The organism is Burkholderia sp. AU33803 (assembly GCF_002223095.1).
In the GTDB taxonomy this organism is placed as follows: Bacteria; Pseudomonadota; Gammaproteobacteria; order Burkholderiales; family Burkholderiaceae; genus Burkholderia.
The window spans coordinates 838,055-860,613 of record NZ_NKFJ01000004.1 but is presented as its reverse complement, the minus strand read 5'-3'; the positions used below and the strand labels follow the sequence as shown (position 1 = coordinate 860,613).

23 protein-coding genes are annotated in these 22,559 nt (G+C 68.8%); 13 read left to right on the top strand and 10 right to left on the bottom strand.

The window, feature by feature from the left end:
* Window positions 1-4: 4 nt before the first annotated feature.
* From mdcA to madL, 3 genes are all read right to left on the bottom strand, one after another.
* Window positions 5-1,651, bottom strand: coding sequence for a malonate decarboxylase subunit alpha (gene mdcA / locus CFB41_RS06475; protein ID WP_089456575.1), 1,647 nt, complete (start codon window positions 1,649-1,651; stop codon window positions 5-7).
* Window positions 1,652-1,784: 133 nt separating this feature from the next.
* Window positions 1,785-2,552 (bottom strand): malonate transporter subunit MadM, encoded by a 768-nt coding sequence (madM, locus tag CFB41_RS06470; RefSeq protein ID WP_089455952.1) that lies wholly within the window; start codon window positions 2,550-2,552, stop codon window positions 1,785-1,787.
* Between the two features lie 11 nt (window positions 2,553-2,563).
* The gene (madL, locus tag CFB41_RS06465; protein WP_034186756.1) at window positions 2,564-2,959 is read right to left on the bottom strand and encodes a malonate transporter subunit MadL; all 396 of its coding nucleotides are present in this window, start codon (window positions 2,957-2,959) and stop codon (window positions 2,564-2,566) included.
* A gap of 328 nt (window positions 2,960-3,287) precedes the next feature.
* Here madL and CFB41_RS06460 point away from each other — a divergent pair, with 328 nt between their 5' ends.
* Together CFB41_RS06460 and CFB41_RS06455 are read left to right on the top strand one after the other, a co-directional pair.
* Window positions 3,288-4,136, top strand: coding sequence for a LysR substrate-binding domain-containing protein (locus tag CFB41_RS06460; protein WP_089455951.1), 849 nt, complete (start codon window positions 3,288-3,290; stop codon window positions 4,134-4,136).
* A 167-nt stretch (window positions 4,137-4,303) separates the two neighbouring features.
* The gene (locus CFB41_RS06455) at window positions 4,304-4,585 is read left to right on the top strand and encodes a DUF4148 domain-containing protein (RefSeq protein ID WP_089455950.1); all 282 of its coding nucleotides are present in this window, start codon (window positions 4,304-4,306) and stop codon (window positions 4,583-4,585) included.
* Between the two features lie 34 nt (window positions 4,586-4,619).
* On the opposite strand, the gene CFB41_RS06450 is transcribed toward CFB41_RS06455, so the two are convergent.
* Window positions 4,620-5,537 carry a 3-hydroxyacyl-CoA dehydrogenase NAD-binding domain-containing protein gene (locus CFB41_RS06450; protein ID WP_089455949.1) on the bottom strand — a complete coding sequence of 306 codons (918 nt, stop codon included), beginning with the start codon at window positions 5,535-5,537 and terminating at the stop codon, window positions 4,620-4,622.
* Between the two features lie 247 nt (window positions 5,538-5,784).
* Between CFB41_RS06450 and CFB41_RS06445 the strand changes: the two genes are divergently transcribed.
* Both CFB41_RS06445 and CFB41_RS06440 read left to right on the top strand, forming a co-directional pair.
* A complete protein-coding gene (locus tag CFB41_RS06445) occupies window positions 5,785-6,225 on the top strand; it encodes an Hsp20/alpha crystallin family protein (RefSeq protein WP_089455948.1) in 441 nt (146 codons plus the stop codon).
* Between the two features lie 16 nt (window positions 6,226-6,241).
* Window positions 6,242-6,652 (top strand): Hsp20/alpha crystallin family protein, encoded by a 411-nt coding sequence (locus CFB41_RS06440; RefSeq protein WP_089439676.1) that lies wholly within the window; start codon window positions 6,242-6,244, stop codon window positions 6,650-6,652.
* 89 nt (window positions 6,653-6,741) lie between these two features.
* Here the strand turns inward: CFB41_RS06440 and CFB41_RS06435 are convergent, their stop codons facing one another.
* Window positions 6,742-7,077, bottom strand: a complete 336-nt coding sequence (locus CFB41_RS06435) for a zf-TFIIB domain-containing protein (protein WP_089455947.1) — start codon at window positions 7,075-7,077, stop codon at window positions 6,742-6,744.
* A gap of 93 nt (window positions 7,078-7,170) precedes the next feature.
* The gene (locus CFB41_RS06430; RefSeq protein ID WP_089455946.1) at window positions 7,171-7,926 is read right to left on the bottom strand and encodes a TerC family protein; all 756 of its coding nucleotides are present in this window, start codon (window positions 7,924-7,926) and stop codon (window positions 7,171-7,173) included.
* 108 nt (window positions 7,927-8,034) lie between these two features.
* Between CFB41_RS06430 and CFB41_RS06425 the strand changes: the two genes are divergently transcribed.
* The 3 genes from CFB41_RS06425 (at window position 8,035) to CFB41_RS37230 (ending at window position 10,600) form a co-directional block, all read left to right on the top strand.
* On the top strand, window positions 8,035-8,928 hold the full coding sequence (locus CFB41_RS06425; RefSeq protein WP_089455945.1) for a LysR family transcriptional regulator: 894 nt from the start codon (window positions 8,035-8,037) through the stop codon (window positions 8,926-8,928).
* Between the two features lie 115 nt (window positions 8,929-9,043).
* Window positions 9,044-10,132: a DUF2242 domain-containing protein gene (locus CFB41_RS06420; RefSeq protein WP_089456574.1), complete on the top strand. Its 1,089-nt coding sequence runs from the start codon at window positions 9,044-9,046 to the stop codon at window positions 10,130-10,132.
* Between the two features lie 102 nt (window positions 10,133-10,234).
* A complete protein-coding gene (locus CFB41_RS37230; protein ID WP_144029904.1) occupies window positions 10,235-10,600 on the top strand; it encodes a hypothetical protein in 366 nt (121 codons plus the stop codon).
* A 27-nt stretch (window positions 10,601-10,627) separates the two neighbouring features.
* Here CFB41_RS37230 and CFB41_RS06410 read toward each other — a convergent pair whose 3' ends face one another.
* Entirely contained in the window at window positions 10,628-11,548 is a 921-nt protein-coding gene (locus CFB41_RS06410) for a pyridoxal-phosphate dependent enzyme (protein WP_089455943.1), read from the bottom strand.
* 156 nt (window positions 11,549-11,704) lie between these two features.
* On the opposite strand from CFB41_RS06410, the gene CFB41_RS06405 reads away from it, so the two are divergent.
* From CFB41_RS06405 to CFB41_RS06380, 6 genes are all read left to right on the top strand, one after another.
* A complete protein-coding gene (locus tag CFB41_RS06405; protein ID WP_089456573.1) occupies window positions 11,705-12,616 on the top strand; it encodes a LysR family transcriptional regulator in 912 nt (303 codons plus the stop codon).
* A gap of 745 nt (window positions 12,617-13,361) precedes the next feature.
* On the top strand, window positions 13,362-14,567 hold the full coding sequence (locus CFB41_RS06400; RefSeq protein ID WP_089455942.1) for an MFS transporter: 1,206 nt from the start codon (window positions 13,362-13,364) through the stop codon (window positions 14,565-14,567).
* Between the two features lie 578 nt (window positions 14,568-15,145).
* Window positions 15,146-15,649 carry a spore coat U domain-containing protein gene (locus tag CFB41_RS06395; protein ID WP_089455941.1) on the top strand — a complete coding sequence of 168 codons (504 nt, stop codon included), beginning with the start codon at window positions 15,146-15,148 and terminating at the stop codon, window positions 15,647-15,649.
* Between the two features lie 15 nt (window positions 15,650-15,664).
* Window positions 15,665-16,384 (top strand): molecular chaperone, encoded by a 720-nt coding sequence (locus CFB41_RS06390; RefSeq protein WP_089455940.1) that lies wholly within the window; start codon window positions 15,665-15,667, stop codon window positions 16,382-16,384.
* A 109-nt stretch (window positions 16,385-16,493) separates the two neighbouring features.
* Complete coding sequence (locus CFB41_RS06385) at window positions 16,494-18,776, top strand: fimbria/pilus outer membrane usher protein (RefSeq protein WP_373558616.1); 2,283 nt, start codon at window positions 16,494-16,496, stop codon at window positions 18,774-18,776.
* Complete coding sequence (locus tag CFB41_RS06380; RefSeq protein ID WP_089456572.1) at window positions 18,773-19,735, top strand: spore coat U domain-containing protein; 963 nt, start codon at window positions 18,773-18,775, stop codon at window positions 19,733-19,735. Before CFB41_RS06385 ends, CFB41_RS06380 begins: the two co-directional genes overlap by 4 nt.
* Before the next feature lie 47 nt (window positions 19,736-19,782).
* On the opposite strand, the gene CFB41_RS06375 is transcribed toward CFB41_RS06380, so the two are convergent.
* From CFB41_RS06375 to CFB41_RS06365, 3 genes are all read right to left on the bottom strand, one after another.
* Window positions 19,783-20,085, bottom strand: coding sequence for a hypothetical protein (locus CFB41_RS06375; RefSeq protein ID WP_105771326.1), 303 nt, complete (start codon window positions 20,083-20,085; stop codon window positions 19,783-19,785).
* Window positions 20,086-20,189: 104 nt separating this feature from the next.
* The gene (locus CFB41_RS06370; protein ID WP_089455937.1) at window positions 20,190-21,212 is read right to left on the bottom strand and encodes a histone deacetylase family protein; all 1,023 of its coding nucleotides are present in this window, start codon (window positions 21,210-21,212) and stop codon (window positions 20,190-20,192) included.
* Between the two features lie 49 nt (window positions 21,213-21,261).
* A complete protein-coding gene (locus CFB41_RS06365; RefSeq protein WP_089455936.1) occupies window positions 21,262-22,533 on the bottom strand; it encodes a Zn-dependent hydrolase in 1,272 nt (423 codons plus the stop codon).
* Window positions 22,534-22,559 lie beyond the last annotated feature (26 nt).

The following is a 22,559-nucleotide window of genomic DNA, read 5'->3' as shown; positions in this document are numbered from 1 at the left end:
GTCCTTACCAGTTGCGGAACCGGGCCGGCGGCGCATACAGGCCGCCCGACCAGTGCACGAGATCCTTGATCGAACGCGCGGCGAGCCAGCGGCGGTCGGCGTCGAGCGGATCGATGCCGAGATCTTCCGGGCGACGGATCACGCCGCGTTCGCGCAGCCGCTCGACCATCTTCCGGTCGCGGCCGCGGCCGACTTCCGTATAGCCGGCGACGCCGCGGATCGCGTGCTCGCGTTCGTCCTTGTCGCGGCACATCAGCAGGTTCGCGATCCCTTCCTCGGTGACGATGTGCGTGACGTCGTCGCCGTAGACCATGATCGGCGCGAGATCGAGCTGCAGCTTGTCGGCGAGCTTCAGCGCGTCGAGCTTCTCGACGAACATCGGCACGTTCTTGTCGCCGAACGTCTCGCCGATCTGCACGACGAGCTTGCGGCCGCGCCTGAGCGCCGCCGGCGTGTCGGGATCGGCTTCCGCACCGGCCTTCAGCCACGGCTCGCTCGGATGGCGCCGGCCGCGCGCGTCGCTGCCCATGTTCGGCGCGCCGCCGAAACCGGCGATGCGCTCGGCCGTGACCGTCGACGAATGGCCGGACAGGTCGATCTGCAGCGTCGAGCCGATGAACATGTCGCACGCATAGAGGCCCGCGGTCTGGCAGAACGCGCGGTTCGAGCGCAGCGATCCGTCGGGGCCCGTGAACCAGATGTCGGAACGCGCGCGAATGTAGTCGTCCATCCCGACTTCCGAGCCGAAACAGTGGATCTGCTCGACCCAGCCCGACTCGATCGCGGGAATCAGCGTCGGGTGCGGGTTGAGCGCCCAGTGCGAGCAGACCTTGCCCTTCAGCCCGAGCTTCTCGCCGTAGGTCGGCAGCAGCAGCTCGATCGCGGCCGTGTTGAAGCCGATCCCGTGGTTCAGGCGCTTGATGCCGTACGGCGCGTAGATGCCCTTGATCGCGAGCATCGCGGTGAGGATCTGCGTTTCGGTGATCGCCGCCGGATCGCGCGTGAACAGCGGCTCGACGTAGAACGGCCGGCCGGCCTCGACGACGAAGTGCACGCGATCGCCCGGGATGTCGACGCGCGGCACCTTGTCGACGATGCGGTCGACCTGCGCGATCACGATGCCGTCCTTGAACGCGGTGGCCTCGACGACGGTCGGCGTGTCTTCGGTGTTCGGGCCGGTGTAGAGATTGCCGTCGCGATCGGCGCTGACCGCGGCGATCAGCGCGACCTGCGGCGTGAGGTCGATGAAGTAACGCGCGAACAGCTCGAGATAGGTGTGCACCGCGCCGAGCGCGATCTTGCCGCCGAACAGCAGCTTCGCGATGCGCTGCGACTGCGGGCCCGAATACGCGAAGTCGAGACGCTTCGCGATGCCGCGCTCGAACACGTCGAGATGCTCGGGCAGCACGACGCCCGACTGCACCATGTGCAGGTCGTGGATCTTCGCGCTGTCGACGTCGGCGAGCGCGGTGGCGAGCAGGTCGGCCTGCTTCTGGTTGTCGCCTTCGAGGCACACGCGATCGCCGGGCCGCAGCACCGCTTCGAGCAACGCCACGGTGTCGCGCGCATCGACCCGCTTGCCCTGCGCGTAAGCCGCGCCGGCCGCGAGGCGTGCATCGCGCGCCTGCCGCGCGTGATTCCATCCGGTCATGAACAGTTCTCCGCTTCGATGGTTCAGCGGCATTCTAAGCCTGGCGCCGCCGCCGATTGATGATGTTGACGAATGCGACTCAGAGGACGCGGCGATGGATGCGGCCCGCGCACGGGCCGCCCATCGGTAGAGCCTACGCGCCGACCAGCGCGCGCGTCGTGAAGAACAGCAGCGACGGGCCGAGCAGGCAACCGACGCCGGTATGGAACGTCGCGACCAGCGCGCCATACGGCACGAGCCGTCGGTCGGTTGCAGCGAGCCCCGCGCTCACGCCGCTGACGGTACCGGCCAGGCCGCCGAAGATCATCGCGGAGCGCGGCGTCTTCAGGCCCATGAAGTTGGCCGCGACCGGCGTGCCGACCATCACGATGATCGCCTTGACCAACCCCGTCGCGATGCTGAGTGCGATCACGTCGGAGCTTGCACCGATCGCCGCGCCCGTGACGGGGCCGACGATGTAGGTGACGGCGCCCGCGCCGATCGTCGTCATGCTGACCGCGTCGGTATAGCCGAAGGCGCGCGCGATGCACGCGCCGACGATGAACGGCAGCACGGTGCCGAGCAGCAGCGACACGACGCCGACGAGCCCGGCCTTGCGCGCCTCGGCCGGCTGCACTTCGAACGCGGTCGCGACGATCGCGAAATCGCGCAACATCGCGCCGCCCATCAGGCCGATGCCGGCGAACAGCTTGACGTCGGCCAGCCCCTTCTCGCCGCCGGTGAATGCGCCGCCGACATAGGCCAGCACGAGACCGATCACGATCGCGATCGCGGAGCCGTGCACGCGGCCGAACGTGAGCTTGCGCGACGCCATCGACGACAGCCACATGATCAGGCCGACCAGCGCGAACGACGCGACGAGCCCGTTGTGGGCGACGGTTTTTTCGAGCATCTGCAGCATGGCGGCCTCCGTTACTGTTCTTCGAACTGCGGCACGCCCGCGAAGGCCGTGTCGTCGCGCCCGGTGCGCACGAGTACCGCGATGCAGCATGCGCAGATCGCGACCGCGCCGACCGCGGCCAGCAACGCGACCGGGCCGCCCTTCAGCGCGGCGACGACGTTCTGGTTCGCGGCCATCGCGACCACGACGGGGATGTACATCGCGCCCCAGAAACCGACGCCGGCCTCGGTCTCCTTCGGCAGCCAGCCGCGGCGGTGCAGCCACAGGCGCAGGCAGATCAGCAGCAGCATCGCGATGCCGACGCCGCCCACGTTGGTCTTCACGCCGATCGCGCTGCCGAGCAGGTCGCCGAGGAACAGTCCGGCCAGGTGGCAGAACGCCAGCAGCGCGGTTCCGTAGATGATCATGAGTCGTCTCCAGTCTCTTCGTGACGGGCGCATGGCCGCCAGCAGGAGTCGAACCTTGCCCGCCGATCCCATGCCGGGCGTGTCTCCTGCGGCGGTGCGCCGCGGCCCGGCGGCCCGTCATGCGGGCACGTTCTCGAGCGGTCGATGGGATGATGCGGTTTCGGGCCGGACGCCGGATGCCGTAGACTGAATGAAGCAGCCACCGGCACGACGCGGGCTACGCGTCCGGTGCGCCCCGTTGCGGGCCGCACCGGGGCGTGATCCGATACTAGCGCCGCAATATCCGGCCATTTATGAAGTTGTCGAAACCGATTCAGTGGATTTAGCAATGCGTCCGTTACCGCCCGAGCTGCTGCGCAGCTTCGTCGCCGTCGCCCAGTCCGGCAGCTTCACCGCCGCGTCCGAGCGCGTGAGCCTGTCGCAGTCGACCGTCAGCCAGCATATCCGCCGCCTCGAGGAGCTGCTCGACCGGCCGCTGTTCGAGCGCGACACGCGCAACGTGCACCTGTCACAGCACGGCGACGCGCTGTTCCGCTACGCGGTGCGCATTCTCGAACTGATGGACGAGGCCGTCACGTCGGTGTGCGGGCCGCCGCTGTCGGGCAAGGTGCGGCTCGCGATGTCGGAGGATTTCGCGTCGGCGCACCTGACGGCCGCGCTCGCGAGCTTCGTGCAGCGCAATCCGGAAGTCGAGCTCGCGATCTCGACCGGGCTGTCGGGCGACCTGTTCGACGCGCTCGACGAAGGGCGGCACGATCTCGTGTTCGCGAAGCGCATCGCCGGCAGCCGGCGCGGCCGCGTGATCCGCAGCGAGCCGCTGTACTGGTGCACGGGCCCCGATTCACGGATCACCGGCCACGAGGCCGTGCTGCCGCTCGCGATGCATCCGGAGCCGAGCGTGTCGCGCCGCCGCGTGCTCGAATCGCTCGAGGCCGTCGGGCGGCCGTACCGGATCGCCGTCGTGAGCAGCAGCATCGCGGTGCTGCGCGCGGCCGCGAGCGCGGGGCTCGGCGTCAGCGCATTCGCCGGCTACGTGATTCCGGCCGGGCTCGCGCGGCTCGACGCGGGGCTACCTGAACTCGGCGAACTCGAATACGTGATCGACCGGCCGGCGGCTGCATCGCGTTCGACGCTTGCACTCGAAGCGACGCTGATTACCGCCGCGTCGGAGTTGTAACCGCGCCTGACGCGACCCACGCAGGGGGCGTCGCACCCGCACCTGACAGCTTTGCCCGGAACGCGTCATCGTCCACGCAGCACCCGCTCGCGACAATGGGACCCATCGGAACGCACGGCCAGCCGCCGCGCGCATCCGGTGTCCCGTCCCCTTGATCGGAGCACGCCATGAAATTCTTGCGATTCGCCGTCGCGACCGCCGCTGCCGCCCTGCTGTCCCCCGCCTTTGCCCAGACGTCCGATACCGCAGCGCCCACGCAGGGGCTGACCCGCGCGGAAGTGATCGCGCAACTCAAGCAGGCCTATCTCGACGGCGAACTGCCGACGAACGACGGCAACTACCCGCCGAACGCCGCGACCCGCGCGCGCAATCGCGAACTCGTGCAGGCCGCGAGCCCGGCATGGCTCGCACAGACGCCGCAGGCACCGCAAACCGCCGCGCAGCAGTAGCCGGCCGCGGCCTGGACGCGACGCCGCGGCGCGGTCACGGCAGGAAGCTGCGGCGCCGCGCGTCGATCAGCTCGACGAGCAGGCGGTCGCGTTCGGCCGCCAGTTCCTGCATCGAGCGCTCACCCTGGATCGCGCGCAATGCGTCGTTCAGCTTGCGATCGACGTCCGGATCGAACGAAGGCGTGCCGAGATCGTCCCACCAGCTCGTGATCGGCCCCGACAGGTGTTCGAGAAAGTGGGCGATTCCGCCCGCGCCGCCGCCGAGGTGATAGGTCAGGCACTGCCCCATCAGCCCCCAGCGCAGGCCGGGCCCCCATGCGACGGCCTTGTCCGCATCGGCGACGCTCACGACGCCTTCGCCGACGAGGTGATACACCTCGCGGAACAGCGCGGCTGCGAGCCGGTTCGCGACGTGACCGGTCATCTCCTTGTTGAGGACGATCGTCTGCTTGCCGAGCGCGTCGTAGAAATCCTTCACGCGCGCGATCACGTCCCGGCTGGTGGCCTCGCCGCCGACCAGCTCGACGAGCGGAATCAGGTGCGGCGGATTGAACGGATGCGCGATCAGGCAACGCTCCGGATGCCTGTCGCATGCGGTCTGGATGTCCGACATCTTCAGGCCCGACGAACTCGACGCGATCGGCACGTGCGCGGGCAGCACGTCGTCCATCTGCCGGTACAACTCGCGCTTCAGGTCGAGCCGCTCCGGGCCGTTCTCCTGCACGAAGTCGACGCCGTCGAGCGCACGCACGAGATCGGCGTCGAACGACAGCCGCGCGGAAAGTTCGGCGGCCCGGTCGCCGAGAAACGCGGCCAGTGCGTCGCGCAACCGCGTGTCGGCGTGCGGCGCGGGATCGGTCGCGACGACGTCGAAGCCTTGCGTCAGATAGAAGGCGGCCCAGCTCGCGCCGATCACGCCGGCGCCGACGATCGCGATGCGTCGAATGTCCATGATTGTCCCGTGTCGTTGGTCTGCAAAAACATCGCGGCGATTGTCGCATCGAATCGCGCAGGCCTGCATTGACGCAGATTGCAGATTCCCTCTTGAAATGCGCTTCAGCTGCCACTAATTACGCGTCGTCGGGCAGTGCAACATGCAGCGCACCGCCCCCGTTTCGACCCAGTGGAGCTTCCACGACGCGCCCGCCGCAGGCGTCGCGCCGTCACGTCTCCCGCGTTCCCTGTTCAGGAGGACCAACATGAGCGGTATCCAATTCGGCAGCGACCTGTTCGACGAATTCGCCCGCGTGCAGCGGCAAGTGGCCAACCTGCTCGGCGATCGTCCGGCCGGCATTCGCGCGGTACGGCCCGGCGCCTTTCCGGCGCTCAACGTCGGCGCTACCGACGGCGCGATCGAGATCGTCGCGTTCGCACCCGGCATGGCCGCGGCCGATTTCGACGTGTCGATCGACAAGGACCTGCTGACGATCAGCGGCGAGCGCAAGCCTGCGGCGCGCGGCGAAGGCGACGATCTGCGCACCTATGCGCAGGAACGCTTTCACGGCGCATTCCGCCGTGTCGTCGAGTTGCCGCGGGACGCGGATCCCGACCAGGTCAGCGCCCGCTACGAAAACGGCTGCCTGCTGATTCGCGTCGGCCGGCGCGAGGCATCGAAGCCGCGTGCGATCACCGTTCAATAATAGTCAGGATACCAACATGAATGCGAACCCGACCCTGGCCGAGCGTCAGACCAACACCGTCCACCCCGCTGCCGCCGAAGCGGCTCGCCGGCCCGCGATCACGCCGGCTGTCGACATCGTCGAAAATCATCTCGGCGTCACGCTGCGGGCCGACCTGCCCGGCGTGCCGCGCGAGAACCTCGACGTGAAGGTGCACGACAACACGCTGACGATCGAAGCCGACACGCATCTCGAGACGCCGGCCGACCTGCGCGTGCGACACGCCGAAATCCGTGCGACGCGCTATGCGCGCAGCTTCGTTCTGAGCCCGGATCTCGATACGTCGAGGATCGACGCGAGCCTGCGCGACGGCGTGCTGACGCTGACGATTCCGCGCCGCGAGGAAATGCGTCCGCGCCGCATCGACGTGACGGCCGGCAACGCGTAAGCATTGGTGCGTGCCGTTATCCCGCACGCATGAAGAAGCCCCGCCGGGTACGCGCCCGGCGGGGCTTTCTTTTACGACGTGCGGTGCGATCAGTCGAAGTCGAACAGGTCGAACACCGATTTCTTCCGACGCTGGCTATCGTGCTTGTAGCGATCGTCGTGCGAGCGGCCATCGTGTCGGTCACGGCTGTCGTGCGAGGGAGCGTCGCGGCCCCAGCCGCCATCGTGGCCGCGCGGTGCTTGCGCATCGTGCCGCACGGCGGCTTCATCGCGGCGCGCTGGCGCATCGCCGGCCTCGCGCGCGATCAGCTTGTCGAGTTCGCCGCGGTCGAGCCACACGCCGCGGCAGGTCGGACAGTAGTCGATCTCGATCGACTGGCGCTCGGCCATCAGCAGGTCGGGCGTCTTGCAGACAGGGCATTTCATCGCGCTCCTCCTTTCGGTGCGAATTTCATCCGGATTCCATATGACGCGCGTGACGCCGGCCACCGCCGCGGCAGCCAGGTCACGCGCGCCGGCTCAGTGGCCATCCGTCAGCGCCGAGCGCTTCGCCTTCGCGCGCCGCGCCAGCATGTTCATCCCTTCGACGAAGGCCGAGAACGCCATTGCCGCGTAGATGTAGCCCTTCGGCACATGCGAACCGAAGCCTTCGGCGATCAGCGTCATGCCGATCACGACCAGGAACGACAGCGCGAGCATCACGATGGTCGGGTTGCGGTCGATGAAGCGCGCGAGCGGCTGTGCAGCGAACAGCATCACGGCGACGGCGACGATCACCGCGACGAACATGATCGGCACGTGCTCGGTCATGCCGATCGCGGTCACGATGCTGTCGATCGAGAACACGATGTCGAGCATCACGATCTGGCCGATCGCGGCCCACATCGTCAGGCCGACCGCCCCGCCCGAACCGCCCGCGCCTTCACCGTCGCGCGACACGTGGTGATGGATCTCGGTGGTCGCCTTCCACACGAGGAACAGGCCGCCGGACAGCAGGATCAGGTCACGCCACGAGAACGCATGGTCGAACAGCGTGAACACGGGCTGGGTGAGGCTCGCGATCCATGCGACGCTGCCGAGCAGCGCGAGCCGCATCACCAGCGCGAGCGCGATGCCGAGGCGCTGCGTGCGGGCGCGCTGCGCCTCGGGCAGCTTGTTGCTGAGGATCGAGATGAAGATCAGGTTGTCGATGCCGAGCACGACTTCCATCACGACGAGCGTCAGAAGCGCCGCCCAGACGGCGGGGTCAACGGCAAGCGTCAGCAGGTAGTCCATGAATTGGGCCGATACGAAAGTGGAAAGCCAGATCATAGGCCGCCCCGAACTTCGTAAAAATCAGAGAGAATCTGACCTTTGGTTCGGTTTTTCCGAAATTACGATCCGATGCTCAATTTCCGACATCTGTACTACTTCTGGGTCGTCGTGAAGGAAGGCGGCTTCGCGCGCGCTGCCGCGCGGCTCGACATGGCCGTGCAGACGATCAGCGCGCAGGTGCGCGAGCTCGAAAAAGCGCTCGGGCACCAGTTATTGCGTCCGGCCGGGCGCGGCGTCACGATGACCGACGCCGGCCAGGCCGCGTTTGCGCGCGCGGAGGCGATCTTCGAGATGGGTCGGCTGATTCCCGACGAAGTGCGCGCAGCGGCCAGCCAGCCGACCGTGCGGCTCGCGGTCGGCCTCGCGGACGGCATCTCCAAGCTCGCCGCGCACGCGATCCTGGCCCCCGTGCTGGCTACCCCCACGCTGCGGCTGCTGTGCCACGAAGGCGAGCACGATGCGCTGCTCGCGGAGCTGGCGCTGCATCATCTCGATCTGGTGCTGGCCGGCCAGGGCGCGCCGTCCGGCTCGAACCTGCGGGTGACGAGCGAGCGGCTCGTCGCGTCGCCGGTCGACTGGTATGGCCCCGCGGCGCTCGTCACGCCGGCCGCGCGGCAGCACTTTCCGGCGTGCCTCGCCGACCTGCCCGTGCTGTTGCCGACCGCGCATTCGGCGCTGCGCGCGCGCCTCGACCGGTGGCTGGAGGGTGAACGGATCGTGCCGCGCGTGGCCGGCGAATTCGAGGACAGCGCGCTGATGGCCGTGTTCGCCGCGCGCGGCCTCGGCGTGTTCCCGCTGAGCGAACTCGGCGCGAACGACGCGTCGCTGCTGCGCGGATTGCGGCGGCTCGGGCGTGCCGGCGACGTGACCGAGGAGATCCACGCGATCCGCTCGCGGCGCGGCGAACACCATCCGCTGACGTCGCAATTGCTGGCCGCGGCACGCGGCGCGTCGGCCGACTGAAGCGAGCGCGACATCAAACGAAACTATAATGACGCCCCGGCCTTACGAGATTGCCGCGCGCTTCATCCAGGCACCGCCGTTGCGCGGCCTCTCGCCAAGCCTTCTGAAAGACGCCATGCACAACCGATTTCGCCTGTTTTCCGTTTCGTGCGCGCTCGCGGCCGCGACCGTGCTGGCGGCGTGCTCGTCGCCGCCCAAGCCGATCTACCAGCAGGAACAGTTCGACGCGACCAGCAGCCCGTACGCGCACACGTTCCACTCGAAATCCGACGCGGCCTGCGAGGCCGCGCGGCGCGCGCTGCTGAGCCAGGGCTATGTGGTGTCGTCGTCGCGTAACGATGCGGTCGACGGCAGCAAGAATTTCCAGCCGAACAACGACATGCACGTCGTGATCGAGTTTCACGTCGTGTGCGCGGACGCGAACGCGGACGGCACGTCGAGCATCGCGTACGTGAACGCGGTGCAGGATCGCTACACGCTGAAGAAGTCGAATACGTCGGCCAGCGTGGGCTTGAGCGTGTTCGGCTCGCTGTCGCTGCCGATCGGGTCGAGCGACGATGCGCTCGTGAAGACCGCCAGCGAGACGATTCCCGCCGGCGTGTTCTATGAGCGCTTCTTCAATCTCGTCGAGCATTTCCTGAAGATCGACCCGGCCCGCCGCGACCGCGCGACCGTCAAGGCCGCCGAGAAGGAACCCGTCGCGCCGCTGCCCGAACCCGCGCCGACGCCGCAAGGCGAGCCGATGAAGATGACGACCCCGGTCGTGCCGACGCCGCCCGCGGCGCCGGTGCCGCTTTCGTTGCCGGCGGTCGCGCCCGAGTCGGGGGCGAACGCCGTGCCGGCCGCCGCGTCGGCCGTGGTTGCGCCGGCGGCGATGCGGGCTGCCGCGCCGGTGGCGGCGTCGGGTGGGACGGCTGCAGCGGCCGCGCCGTCGACGCCCGCACCGGCGTCCGGGCCGGCATCCGCGCCGGTTTCGGCTCCCGTGCCGGCTTCCGCGCCTGCATCCGCTTCCGGTCCGGCATCGTCACCCGCCGCTTCGGCACCGGCCGCTGGAACACCGACGCCGGTCGCACCGGCGCCCGCCTCCACCGCTTCGGCCCCCGTATCGGCATCGGCGCCCCCGAGCGCATCGCCCGCGCCTGCCGCCGCCAACCCCGTCGCGTCGTCCGCACCGTCCGGCGCGAGCGCACCGGCCGTGCACTGACCCCGGGCGTCCGTATCGTCGCGCCCGGCTCCATCGGGCGCCGCGCGACGATACGCCCCCTTCTCCGTCATTCATCACGGGAATTTCTGCGCTTCGGGCTGCATGTCCGTTGCTTCGATGCTTCGCGACGGGGTATGCGCAGCCGATGCCGACGTCCGCCGGGATCGACTGCCGTCCGGCCGTCATCCGACAGGCCAGCTAGTTCCTGCCGCCCTGCCTTCTGCATCGCCGCACGCACGCAGCGTCTGCATCGGCTCGATGCTCAATGTGACGCCGCCGCAGACGATCGCGGCGATCTCCGCCGTCGACAGCCATCCGGCCATCCCACGACAGGCCTGCTTGCCGTCGGCCTCTCTCGCCTCCTGCATCGCCGCACGCAGCGTCTGCATCGGCTCGACGGTGGCCGTCGCGTCATCGCAGACGATCGCAGAGATATTCGTCGTCGACCACCATCCGGCCGTCCCATGACAAACCGCCTGGCGCCGACCGCCCCACCTACCGCAACGTCGAACGCAACGCCTGCATCTGCTCGACGGTCGCCGTCACGCCGCCGCAGACGATCACGGCAATCTCCTTCGCCGCCGCGAGCACGGGCACCGGCCGCTCGAGCGCGGCCAGCGCGGCACCGCACGCGGGCTCGACGACGATCCGGTGCTCGTCGAGGAAACGCAGCGATGCGGCCACCGCCTCGGCATCGGACACGACGACCGGGTGAATCGCGTGTCGCGCCGCCCATTCGACCGCCGCGTCGCACGGCCGCTTCGCGCCGAGCGACGTCGCGATGCTCGTGATCGCCGGCAATTCGACCGCATGCCCCTGCTCGAGCGAGCGCGCATAGCAGTCGGCGCCTTCCGTTTCGGCCGCGACCACCGGCACGTCGTGCCAGCCGTTGCGCGCCAACCCTTCGAGCACGCCGCACAGCAGCCCGCCGCCGCCCACCGCGAGCACGATCGCGTCGGGCTTCGGGCCGGCCGCCGCCATCTCGTCGATCATCGTCGCGTGGCCCTGCCACAGCACGCGATCGTCGAACGGATGCACGAACGCGTCATGCTCGCCGAGCGCCGCCTGCGCGAACGCATTCGCCTCGGCCCAACTCGCCCCGTGCACGACGAGCTCGGCGCCCTCGACGCGGATCAGCTCGCGTGCGCGGGCCGACGCGCTTTCCGGTACGACGACGAGCACCGGCACGCCGAGTTCTCGGCCGCAATACGCGACCGCGATGCCCGCGTTGCCGCCCGACGACGATACGAACCGCCGCGCGCCGGCCGCGTGCCGCGCTTCGCAGACGGCGCCGATGCCGCGCAGCTTGAACGAGCCCGACGGCTGCAGCGCATCGAGCTTCAGCCGGATGGTCCTGCCGAGCCGGCGGGAGGCGATTGGCGAGCGGAGATAAGGGGTCGGGATATGAAGCGGCATGGGGCGGGACCAATGGGAACGGGGGGAACGCACGCGGCGTGCAACGGCGAGCGGCGATGGCGGTCATCGTACGGCACGCCTGCCATGCTTTCCAATACCATCGAATGGTATTTGATATGCTCCACAGGTATATCAATGAACCTGAATGGATGCGGCATGCGCCAGATCGAATTGCGTCACCTGCGCTACTTCGTGGCCGTCGCGCGAGCCGGCAGCGTGATGGCCGGCGCCCGCGCGGCCGGCATCGTCCAGCCCGCGCTGTCGCGACAGATCCGCGAACTCGAGGACGCGATCGGCACGCCGCTGCTGGTGCGCCGCGCAACGGGCGTCACGCTCACGGCGGCCGGCGCCAGCTTCCTGCAGGACGCGACCGGCCTGCTCGCGACGCTGCAGGACAGTCGGGAGCGCGCGCTGCGCTGCGCGGCCGGCCAGCTGGGCGAGCTGCGGCTCGGTGCGTTGCCGAACTGCCTGCCGCTGCCCGTCGTCGGCACCGTCCTCAAGGCGTTTCGGGACGCGTGCCCGGACGTGAAGCTGTCGATCGCGCCGATGCTGTCGGCCGAACAGGCGAACGCGCTGATGCGCGGCCAGCTCGACGGCGGGATCATGGCGTGGCGTCGGGACGAGGCGCCGCACCTGTCGGGCGTGCGGCTGCTGAGCGACCGCTTCGTGCTCGCGATGCCCGCGCCGCCGGGCGGACGCGTCACCGCGCCGCGCACGCTGACCGACGTCGCGAACGAACCGTTCGTCTGGTTCGACGCGCAGCGCTCCGCCGCGCACCACCGGTTCCTGATGGCGCAGTGCCAGCAAGCCGGCTTCACGCCGCGCATCGCGCAGGTCGGCAGCGACATTCCCACGTTGATCGGCCTCGTCGCGGCCGGGATGGGCTGTGCTTTCGTGCCGGAAAGCGCGTCGCCGACCTGCCCGGCCACGGTCCGGCTCGTCGCGCTCGACGAACTCGCGAGCCGCTTCGACATCGAGTTCGTGTTCGACGGCGCAGCCGTGCCCCCGTCGCCCGTCGTTGCGCGGTTTCTCGAAGCCGTGCGTGACGCGACCGGCGAAGCGGGCTGAGCGGGCTGAATGTCCAGCAGGTGCGGCGGCCTCGCCCGGCACTCGAGCGAGCCGATTCGCGGTGCCGAGTGACGGGCGCAATCCCCTTCCCCCCAACCGTCGCTTCGGCTGCCGAAACACGCTAAACAACCGCATCTTTTTTGCGCAAATTCTTACAAAACGACGACACCGGACGCCGCAGCACCGGTGTTTTTAAATTGGCACCAAAAACGGCCGTTTAACGTCGCTTCGAATTGTCATGACCCGAAATATACTGCGCGCGCATCCAACCCTCGTGCCAAAGAGAGGATGCGTTTCCGCCCCGGTCACGGTCCCCCTGTGATCGGGGCTTTTTTTGCCCGCGGGCCTTGCCTGCAAAGGGTTTTCGGCGACGATACGCGATTCGGCCGGCGTGCTGCCGGCCGCCTGCCCGGCCCGTCCGATCCGCGCGGCCGCCCGTTGCCGGTCAGTCGATGAGCGGCTTCCCGATCATCCGGTGGGAGCGGCCGTCAGTCCGCGTCGAAGCGCCGATGGATCGCGATCTTCCGGCCTGAAGCCACCCGCCTGACTTTACAAATATCTTTCACAAAAGCAGCGCTTTCACCCGCCGCGCCACCCGGCTTCAAGCGCCCCCTGCATTATTGACATGAAATCAAGATAATTTCGTCCGGACACGGCTTTTTCCGCAAAAGTCGTGCAGGCACACTTCTTCCTGTCCTCAACGGTCCGTGCCGTTCGTTGTTTCTCGACTACAGGAGCCCATCGCGTGAACCCCACGACTCCCTCTCCTTCCCGCCCCGGCGGCAGCGCCGCGCTGCCGCTGCTGGCACTCGCCGCCGGTGCGTTCGGCATCGGCACGACCGAGTTCTCGCCGATGGGCCTGCTGCCCGTGATCGCCGACGGCGTGCACGTATCGATTCCGCAAGCCGGCATGCTGATCAGCGCCTATGCTATCGGCGTGATGGTCGGTGCGCCGCTGATGACGCTGCTGCTCGCGCGCTGGTCGCGCCGTTCGGCACTGATCGCGCTGATGTCGATCTTCACGATCGGCAACCTGCTGTCGGCGTTCGCGCCGGACTACACGACGCTGCTGCTCGCCCGCCTCGTGACGAGCCTCAACCACGGCGCCTTCTTCGGGCTGGGCTCGGTGGTCGCGGCCAGCCTCGTGCCGCGCGAAAAGCAGGCGAGCGCGGTCGCGACGATGTTCATGGGTCTCACGATCGCGAACGTCGGCGGCGTGCCGGCCGCGACCTGGCTCGGCCAGATCATCGGCTGGCGCATGTCGTTCGCGGCGACCGCGGGCCTCGGCCTGGTTGCGATCGCCGGGCTGTTCGCCGCGCTGCCGAAGGGCGAAGCCGGCAAGATGCCCGACCTGCGCGCGGAACTCTCGGTGCTGACGCGCCCCGTCGTGCTCGGCGCGCTCGGGACGACCGTGCTCGGCGCCGGCGCGATGTTCACGCTCTACACGTATGTCGCGCCGACGCTCGAACACCTGACCGGCGCGACGCCCGGCTTCGTGACCGCGATGCTGGTGCTGATCGGCGTCGGCTTCTCGATCGGCAACATCGCGGGCGGGCGCCTCGCCGACCGCTCGCTCGACGGCACGCTGATCGGGTTCCTGCTGTTGCTGATCGCGACGATGGCCGCGTTCCCGGTGCTCGGCCGCACGCATGCGGGCGCCGCCGCCACGCTGCTCGTATGGGGTGTGGCGACGTTCGCGGTCGTGCCGCCGCTGCAGATGCGCGTGATGCGGGCGGCCCACGAAGCGCCGGGGCTCGCGTCGGCCGTCAACATCGGCGCATTCAACCTCGGCAACGCGCTCGGCGCGGCGGCCGGCGGCGCGGCGCTGTCGGCGGGCTTCGGTTATGCGGCCGTGCCGCTCGTCGGCGGACTGATCGCCGCGGCCGGACTCGCGCTCGTCTTCCTGCAGATCGCGCAGCAGCGCCGCGCACCGGCCGCCGCGAATTCGTAAGCGCGACATGTCGCGCACCGGCGAGGCATGCCGGACCGCCGATCCGTACCGACACACGCTCACGGCCGCGCAATGCGGCCGTTTTCGTTTTCAACGGTCGATTTCGACCCAACGCTCCTCAATCGTGAAAAATCCCGAATCTCCAGCAATCTATCGGCGTTCCCTATTCAATACGTTTGCGGAATGAAAAAACGAATCAATTCGATCAAATGATTCACTTTCATTTCTTCTTCAACGCATCCGGCCCATTACTTATCCCATTCGCCGCAGGCCGACTCAACCGGCCCAATCAGTCCGCCAAATAGTCTCGAAACCCGCATGAATTACCCGTTTTTGCTGCGATGCAAGGTAATGACGGATGCGAATCATATTCGAAAAACCGAAAAACGAAACGCTCTTCACCTTTATTCAATCAATAGTCCGATTAAATGTAACAAAATGAAACAGAGCGAAATTAAAGATTGAAAGAATTGCCGATTCGTATCAGGATTTGCGATAAAGCAGCACGATCAAGCGCGGCATAAATCCAACGAAAAATCGATCGATGAGGGATCAGTGTGAAAATCGCCATCGCTTCCATGACATTGTCGCTCGCGCTGTCCATCGGCCTGTCGACACCCGCCGCCGACGCAGCCACCTATTCGAACGGCACCGCGACCGCGACCTTCAACGTCACGCTCACGCTGCAGCCGAACTGCACGATCGCCGCGAACCCGCTCGCGTTCGGCACCAACGGGGTGCTGGCCACCGCGATCAACCAGCAGACGACCGTCAGCGTCACCTGCACCAATACGACGCCGTACAACGTCGGCCTCGACGCCGGCACGGTCACGGGTTCGACCGTCGCGAGCCGCCTGATGGCCGGCACGGCCACCGGCAACACGACGACGACCGTCGGCTTCCAGCTCTACCAGGACGCCGGGCGCACGACGATCTGGGGCAACACGCAAGGTACGAACACCGTGGCCGGCACCGGCACGGGCGCCGCGCAATCGCTGACCGTCTATGGCCAGGTGCCCGCGCAGGCGACGCCGAAACCGGACACCTATCAGACGACCGTCACCGCAACCGTCTACTTCTGACCGGCGCCGCAACGCATGACCGCATTCCGTCGAACGCTCGTCGCGCTGCTGTGCGCGGCCGGCGCCGCGCACGCCGCGTCGCTGCAGATTTCCCCCGTCACGATCGAGTTCGGCGCCGACGACACGGCCAGCGGCATCACGCTGCGCAATCCGGGCGAACGCCCGGTGTACGGACAGGTGCGCGTGTTCGTCTGGAACCAGACCGATGGCCAGGACACCTTGACGCCCACGCAGGACCTGCTGGCCAGCCCACCGCTGATCGAGGTCGGCACACAGGCCGAGCAACTGATCCGCGTGGTGCGCGCATCGCGCGTGCCATCCGGCACCGAGCAGGCCTACCGGCTGCTGATCGACGAATTGCCGCCGCCCGGCGAAACGCCGGCCAACGGCGTGTCGATCCGGCTGCGCTATTCGATTCCGGTGTTCGTCGAGCCTGCCGCCGACGGCGCGCCACGACTCGACTGGGCGCTGCTGCGCAACAACGGCGGCTGGGTGCTGCGGGTCCGCAACAGCGGCACGCGGCGCGCGCAACTGGCGTCCGTCGAACTCGTGACCGCCGACGGGCATACGTACCTCCTCACGCGCGGCCTGCTCGGCTATGCACTCGCGGGCCGCACGGGCCAGTGGAGCGTGCCGCTGCCGGCCGGCGTCACGCTCGGCGGCAAGGTCACGGTGCGGGCAGCCGTCAATTCGCAGCCGGCCAGCGCGGTCGTCGCGGTGGAGCCGCCGGGCTAGTCCGCCGGTGCGCCGCCCGGCCCGTCCCCCTTCGCCGCACATCGGCTCGGTCCCGGCCAGCGGACGCGGTGCGCCGCGACGCTCCCCGCGCACCGCGGTCGCGGCCCTCGTGGCGGGCGGCCTCTTCGCGCTCGGCTGGGCGCATGCGGACGAACCCTCGGCACTGGTGATGACCGACAGCACGCACGACGTGATCCTCGAAGTCAGCGTCAACGGCGAGAACACGACGCTGCTCGCGCACTTCCGCGAACGCGACGGCCACCTGTCGTCGAGCGGCGCCGACCTGCACACGATCGGCGTCGCAACCGACCGGCTCGGCATCGCCGACGCGGCGACGGTCGACCTCGACACGATTCCCGGCCTGCACTACCGCTACGACGCGGCACGCCAGCGCGTCGAACTGCAGATGCCCGATACGCTGCGCCGCCCCTACGCGATCGACAGCCGCGCATTGCCGCCGACGCAGGCGGCCAGCGCGTCGCGCGGCCTCGCGATCAACTACGAGGCGTACGCGCAGACGCTCGGCGACCGGCAGTACTCGCTCTACACCGACGTGCGCTACTTCGATCCGGGCGGCGTGTTCGACACCACGGGCGTCGCGACCTTCTACAACGGCCAGCGGCGCTACACGCGCTTCGATACGTCATGGAGCCACTCGGACCCGGCGCGGCCGAGCACGACGCAGATCGGCGACGCGATCTCGGGGTCGCTCGCGTGGACGCGCTCGGTGCGCCTCGGCGGCTTCCAGTGGCGCAGCAATTTCGCGCTGCGCCCCGATCTCGTGACGTTCCCGATCCCGTCGCTCGCGGGCTCCGCGGCCGTGCCGTCGGCCGTCGACCTGTACATCAACAACGTGCGCCAGTACACCGGCAACGTGCCGAGCGGCCCGTTCATCATTCACGACGTGCCGGGCATCACGGGCGCCGGCCAGGCGACCGTCATCACGCGCGACGCGCTTGGGCGCACCGTCGCGACGTCCGTGCCGCTCTATGTCGATACGCGGATGCTGTCCGCCGGGCTGTCGAGCTATTCGTTCGAGGCCGGCTTCCTGCGCCGTAACTACGGGCTGCAGTCGTTCGACTACGACGCGCGGCCGGCCGTCAGCGGCTCGCTGCGACGCGGGATCAGCCAAGCGCTGACGGTCGAAGGGCATGCGGAAGCAACCGGCGGCGTGGTCAACGCGGGTGTCGGCGCGCTGCTGCGCCTCGGCTACGCGGGCGTCGTGAGCGGTGCGGTCGCGGGCAGCGCCGGCCGCTTTCCGGGCACGCAGGTAAGCGCCGGCTACCAGTTGATCGAACCGCGCTTCTCGATCAACGCGCAGACGATCCGCGCGTTCGGCCGCTACGGCGATCTCGCCTCGCGCGACGGCGCGACCGTGCCGGCGGCCACCGACCAGGCGACGCTCGCGCTGCCCTTCATCCGCCGCCAGACACTGTCGCTCAGCTACATCGGCTTCCGGATGCCGCAAGGCCCGAGCGCGCGGATCGGCACCGTGTCGTACACGCTGGGCCTCGGCGATCTCGCGTCGCTGACCGTGAGCGCGTACCGCGATTTCGCGCAGCAGGGCGCGAGCGGCGCGTTCGTGTCGCTGAACGTCGGGCTCGGTCGCAACACGTCGATCAACACGACCGTCGGCCGGCAGCGCGGCCAGTCGAACTACACCGTCGACGCGAGCCGCCCGCCCGACTACGACGGCGGCTGGGGCTGGGGCGTACAGGCCGGCGGCACGGGCGCGGTGCCGTACCGGCAGGCGCAAGTCCGCTATCTCGGTCATGCGGGCGAAGTCATCGCGGCCACGCAGAACATCGACCGCCGGACCGGCGCGTCGCTCGACGTCAGCGGCGCGCTCGTGTTCATGGACGGCAGCCTCCTGTTGTCGCGCCGCATCACCGACGGCTTCGCGCTGGTGTCGACCGACGGCGTCGCGGGCATCCCGGTGCTGCACGAAAACCGCGTGATCGGCACGACCGATCGTGCCGGGCACCTGCTTGTGCCCGACCTGAATGCGTACCAGAACAACCGGATCGCGATCGATGCGATGAAGCTGCCCGCCGATGCGCGGATCGCCCGCACGTCGATGACGGTCGTGCCGCAGGCGCAATCGGGCGTATTCACGCATTTCGGCGTGTCACGCTATCGCGCGGCATCGGTGATCCTGCATGACGATACCGGCCGCCCGCTGCCGGCCGGCGCGCGCGTGCATCACGCCGAAAGCGGCGCGGATACGATCGTCGGCTACGACGGGCTCACGTTCATCGACGGACTGAAGGACGACAACCACCTCGCGATCGACTATGGCACGCAGCACTGTGTCGCGGCATTCGCGTTCACCGCGCCCGGCAACGGCACGCTGCCGACCATCGGGCCCCTCACGTGCCGGGCCGCGCCGTGAGGATCGCGCTGCTGGTTCTCGTCGCCTTTATCGCGTGGTGCGGCTCGCCCCGTCACGCACAGGCCGAAAGCTGCACGGCGACCGCATCGACCGTGAGCTTCGGCTCGGTCAGCCCGATCTCGAACGCGCCGGTGGCCGCGACCGGCACGGTCAGCATCACCTGCACGTGGTCGGCCGTCTCGCTGACGCCGAACGTGCTCGTGTGCCTGAACCTCGGCGGCACGAGCCCGCGCAGCCTCGTCAACGGCAGCAACGCGATGCAATACGACCTCTATCTCGACGGCGGGCATTCGGTCGCATGGGGCTCGGTGTATTCCGGCACGACACCGGCGTCCGTCACGCTGGTCAAGCCTGCGCTCGGCACGAGCGCGTCCGCGACGGTCACAGTGTACGGACAGATCACCGGGAACCAGCCGACCGTCCCGACGACCGGCAACAGCACCACGACCTACTCGCAGACCTTCGGCGGCAACACGACGTCGATCAACACCGGGTTCTACCTGCTCGGGGCGCCGACCTGCGCGTCGCTGACGACATCGAACGGGACCTTCCCGTTCAGCGCGACGGCGAACGTCGTCAACAACTGCAACATCAGCGCGACCAATGTGAGCTTCGGCACCGCGAGCCTGCTGTCGGGCTCGCTGACGGCGAGCGGTTCGATCACCGCGCAGTGCACCAACGGCGACGCATGGCAAATCGCGCTGAACGGCGGCGGCAGCGGCAGCGTGACGGCGCGCCAGATGCAGCGCAGCGGCGGTGGCGGCGCGATCGACTACGGGCTTTATACGGACGCCGCGCGCTCGATTGCGTGGGGCGACGGCACGGGCGGCAGTTCGACGGTCACGGGCGTCGGCACGGGCACGTCGCAGGTCGTGACCGTGTACGGCGCGGTGCCAGCGCAAACGACGCCCGCGCCCGGCAACTACAGCGACACGATTACCGCAACGATCAGTTTCTAGCGTTCACCGGCATGAACGAGCGCGGGCGCACGCGCCGCGCCGCCCGCTCAAAACATGACGGTCCATGCGGAAGGCGCGCCCGCACCCACGCCGCGCGACGCCGACCGCGCATCGGGCAGCGGCGCGTGGCTGAGCATGAACGGCGTGCCGTGCGCGCAACTGACACTCGGGATGCCGGTATCGGCGACGCCCTGCGGCGCGCCGGTGCCGATCGTGCACGTTTCCGGAATGGTGAGACTGACGCGCAGCGGAATCGAGGGCTCCGTCGCGTTCGCGAGGGACCCTACGCCGGGCGCGGCCAGCACGAGCGCGATCGCGATCGCACCGCGTCTGATTGGGTCGGCTGTCATCGTGTGGCTCTCCTTCGTGCATCCATTCAGCATATGCACGAATTATCGGCGTGCGGGCGGAAAACCTGAACCCGCACGCACGTGGCCGTGCCCCACCGCGCCGGTCAGCGCGCGGCGGCGAATCCGCCGAAAAACGCCCGCGCGTTCGCGTCGAGGCTGGCGAGGTGATAGCCGCCTTCCTGCACGATCACCGTCGGCAACCCGAGCGCGCCGATCGCGCCGCCGAGCCGCCCGAAACCGTCGGTCGTGACGGCCACCTGCGATTGCGGATCGTCCTGGTAGATATCGAAGCCGAGCGCGAGCACCAGCGCATCGGGCTGGAACCGCGCGAGCGCGCGCAGCGCATCGTCGAGCCGCTCGAAGAACGCCGACTCCGGCGCGCCGTGCGGCATCGGCAAGTTGAGGTTGAAGCCGTCGCCCGCGCCGGTGCCCGTCTCTTCCTCATAGCCCGCGACGACCGGGTAGAAGTTGGTCGGGTCGCCGTGGATCGACACGTACAGCACGTCGTCGCGGCCGTAGAAGATCTCCTGCACGCCCTGCCCGTGATGCATGTCGGTGTCGAGGATCGCGACGCGGCGGTGGCGCCCGAGCAGCGACTGCGCGGCGATCGCCGCATTGTTCAGGTAGCAGAAGCCGCCGGCCGCGTCGCGGCGTGCATGGTGGCCGGGCGGGCGGCACAGCGCGTAGGCCTCGCGTGCGCCGTCGTTGACGTCGGCCGCGGCCGCCAGCGCGGCCTGCGCGGACCAGTACGCGGCGCGCCACGTGTTCGCACCGACCGGGCAGCTGCCGTCGGCGAGATAGCGCGCGGCTTTCGCGAGCACGCCGCGCAGCGGGTTCGGGTCGCGCACGAACACGTTCGACATCACTTCGTCGCCCCAGTCGTCGGGCATCTGCTTCCAGTCGCGATGCGCTTCTTCCAGGAAGCGCAGGTAGTTCATGTCGTGCACGGCCGCGATCGGCGCGGTGCCGCGGTCGGCCGGCTCGCGCACGTCGAAGTCGAGCGACCGGACGGCCGCGACGAGCCGCGCCGCGCGCTCGGGGACTTCCTGCGGCTCGCGCATCTGGCCGCGCGACAGGTAGCTGCGAGGATGGTGCAGCAACTGCTCGGGATGGAAATAGGTTTTCATCGTTCGCCCTCGTCGGTGTTTCGATTGGTCGGCTTGCCGGCTCGCCGCGTCATGCGTGCTGCGCGGCGGCCGCCACGGCCACGCCCGCCGCGACGCCGGCGCGCGCGAGCACCGCATGCAGCAGCACGTTCGAGCCGCGCGTCACGTCATCCGGCAGCGCATCCTCGGCTTCGTTGTGCGACAGGCCGTCGACGCACGGGATGAACACCATCGCGGTCGGCACGCAACGCGCGAGCAGGATCGCGTCGTGCCCGGCGCCGCTGACGATCCGTTCGTTCGTATAGCCGAACGCTGCCGCCGCCTGCGCGACCTGCTCGACGCAGTCGCGATCGAACGGCGTCGCCGGGCTGCGCCAGCAGGTTTCAATCGCGACCTGCACGCCGCGCGCGGCGGCGACACGCGTGCAAGCGTCGCGCAAATCGCGCTCCATTGCATCGACCTGCGCATCGTCGTGATGGCGCAGGTCAACCGTGAACGTCACATCTCCCGCAATGGTGTTGCGCGATGCGTTGCGGATGCCGACCTGACCGATCGTCGCGAGCCCGCGCGGTGCATGACCGGCGACGATCCGTTCGAGTTCGAGCGCCATCTGCGCGCTCGCGAAATACGCGTCCTTGCGATACGGCATCGGCGTCGTGCCCGCGTGCGCGGCCACGCCCGTCACCGTCACGTCGAGCCAGCGGATCGCCTGCCCGCCCGTGACGATGCCGATCGTCGTGCCGTTCGCCTCGAGCACGGGGCCCTGCTCGATATGCGCTTCGAAGTACGCATCGACCGCGCCGCCCATCGCACGCGCGCCGCGATAGCCGCATGCGTCGAGCGCCGCGCCGAGCGTGACGCCGTCGGCGTCCTGCTTCGCGAGCGCTTCGTCGAGCGGCAACGCGCCCGTGAACACGGCCGAGCCGAGCATCGCCGGCGCGAAGCGCGCGCCCTCCTCGTTGGTCCAGGACACGATCTCCAGCGGTTTGTCGGTCGCGATGCCCGCGTCGTTCAGCGTGCGCACGAGTTCGAGCGCGGCGAGCACGCCATAGACGCCATCGAAGCGGCCGCCTTCGGGCTGCGTGTCGAGATGGCTGCCGATCAGCACGGGAGCCGCCTGCGCTTCGGTGCCGTCGCGCCGCGCGAACAGGTTGCCGACGGCGTCGACGCTCACCGTCATTCCCGCGTCGCGGCACCACTGCGCGAACAGGTCGCGCCCGCGACGATCGTCGTCGGTGAGCGCGAGGCGCCGCACGCCGCCGCGCGGCGTCGCGCCGACACGCGCCATGTCCACCAGGCTTTGCCACAAACGCGCGCCGTTGATTTCCAGCAGGTCTTTCATGTGTACTCCGGATGAATTCTTTTGAT

Excerpts from the sequence above, each read along its gene's own strand:
- CFB41_RS06445 (WP_089455948.1), top strand. The coding sequence starts at position 5,785 with ATGAGCGGTATCCAATTCGGCAGCGACCTGTTCGACGAATTCGCCCGC.
- mdcA (WP_089456575.1), bottom strand. The coding sequence starts at position 1,651 with ATGACCGGATGGAATCACGCGCGGCAGGCGCGCGATGCACGCCTCGCG.
- CFB41_RS06455 (WP_089455950.1), top strand. The coding sequence starts at position 4,304 with ATGAAATTCTTGCGATTCGCCGTCGCGACCGCCGCTGCCGCCCTGCTG.
- CFB41_RS06435 (WP_089455947.1), bottom strand. The coding sequence starts at position 7,077 with ATGAAATGCCCTGTCTGCAAGACGCCCGACCTGCTGATGGCCGAGCGC.
- CFB41_RS06420 (WP_089456574.1), top strand. The coding sequence starts at position 9,044 with ATGCACAACCGATTTCGCCTGTTTTCCGTTTCGTGCGCGCTCGCGGCC.
- CFB41_RS06440 (WP_089439676.1), top strand. The coding sequence starts at position 6,242 with ATGAATGCGAACCCGACCCTGGCCGAGCGTCAGACCAACACCGTCCAC.
- CFB41_RS06430 (WP_089455946.1), bottom strand. The coding sequence starts at position 7,926 with ATGGACTACCTGCTGACGCTTGCCGTTGACCCCGCCGTCTGGGCGGCG.
- CFB41_RS06390 (WP_089455940.1), top strand. The coding sequence starts at position 15,665 with ATGACCGCATTCCGTCGAACGCTCGTCGCGCTGCTGTGCGCGGCCGGC.
- CFB41_RS06395 (WP_089455941.1), top strand. The coding sequence starts at position 15,146 with ATGACATTGTCGCTCGCGCTGTCCATCGGCCTGTCGACACCCGCCGCC.
- CFB41_RS06375 (WP_105771326.1), bottom strand. The coding sequence starts at position 20,085 with ATGACAGCCGACCCAATCAGACGCGGTGCGATCGCGATCGCGCTCGTG.
- CFB41_RS06410 (WP_089455943.1), bottom strand. The coding sequence starts at position 11,548 with ATGCCGCTTCATATCCCGACCCCTTATCTCCGCTCGCCAATCGCCTCC.
- madL (WP_034186756.1), bottom strand. The coding sequence starts at position 2,959 with ATGATCATCTACGGAACCGCGCTGCTGGCGTTCTGCCACCTGGCCGGA.
- CFB41_RS06365 (WP_089455936.1), bottom strand. The coding sequence starts at position 22,533 with ATGAAAGACCTGCTGGAAATCAACGGCGCGCGTTTGTGGCAAAGCCTG.
- CFB41_RS06405 (WP_089456573.1), top strand. The coding sequence starts at position 11,705 with ATGCGCCAGATCGAATTGCGTCACCTGCGCTACTTCGTGGCCGTCGCG.
- CFB41_RS06425 (WP_089455945.1), top strand. The coding sequence starts at position 8,035 with ATGCTCAATTTCCGACATCTGTACTACTTCTGGGTCGTCGTGAAGGAA.
- madM (WP_089455952.1), bottom strand. The coding sequence starts at position 2,552 with ATGCTGCAGATGCTCGAAAAAACCGTCGCCCACAACGGGCTCGTCGCG.
- CFB41_RS06460 (WP_089455951.1), top strand. The coding sequence starts at position 3,288 with ATGCGTCCGTTACCGCCCGAGCTGCTGCGCAGCTTCGTCGCCGTCGCC.
- CFB41_RS06370 (WP_089455937.1), bottom strand. The coding sequence starts at position 21,212 with ATGAAAACCTATTTCCATCCCGAGCAGTTGCTGCACCATCCTCGCAGC.
- CFB41_RS37230 (WP_144029904.1), top strand. The coding sequence starts at position 10,235 with ATGTCCGTTGCTTCGATGCTTCGCGACGGGGTATGCGCAGCCGATGCC.
- CFB41_RS06450 (WP_089455949.1), bottom strand. The coding sequence starts at position 5,537 with ATGGACATTCGACGCATCGCGATCGTCGGCGCCGGCGTGATCGGCGCG.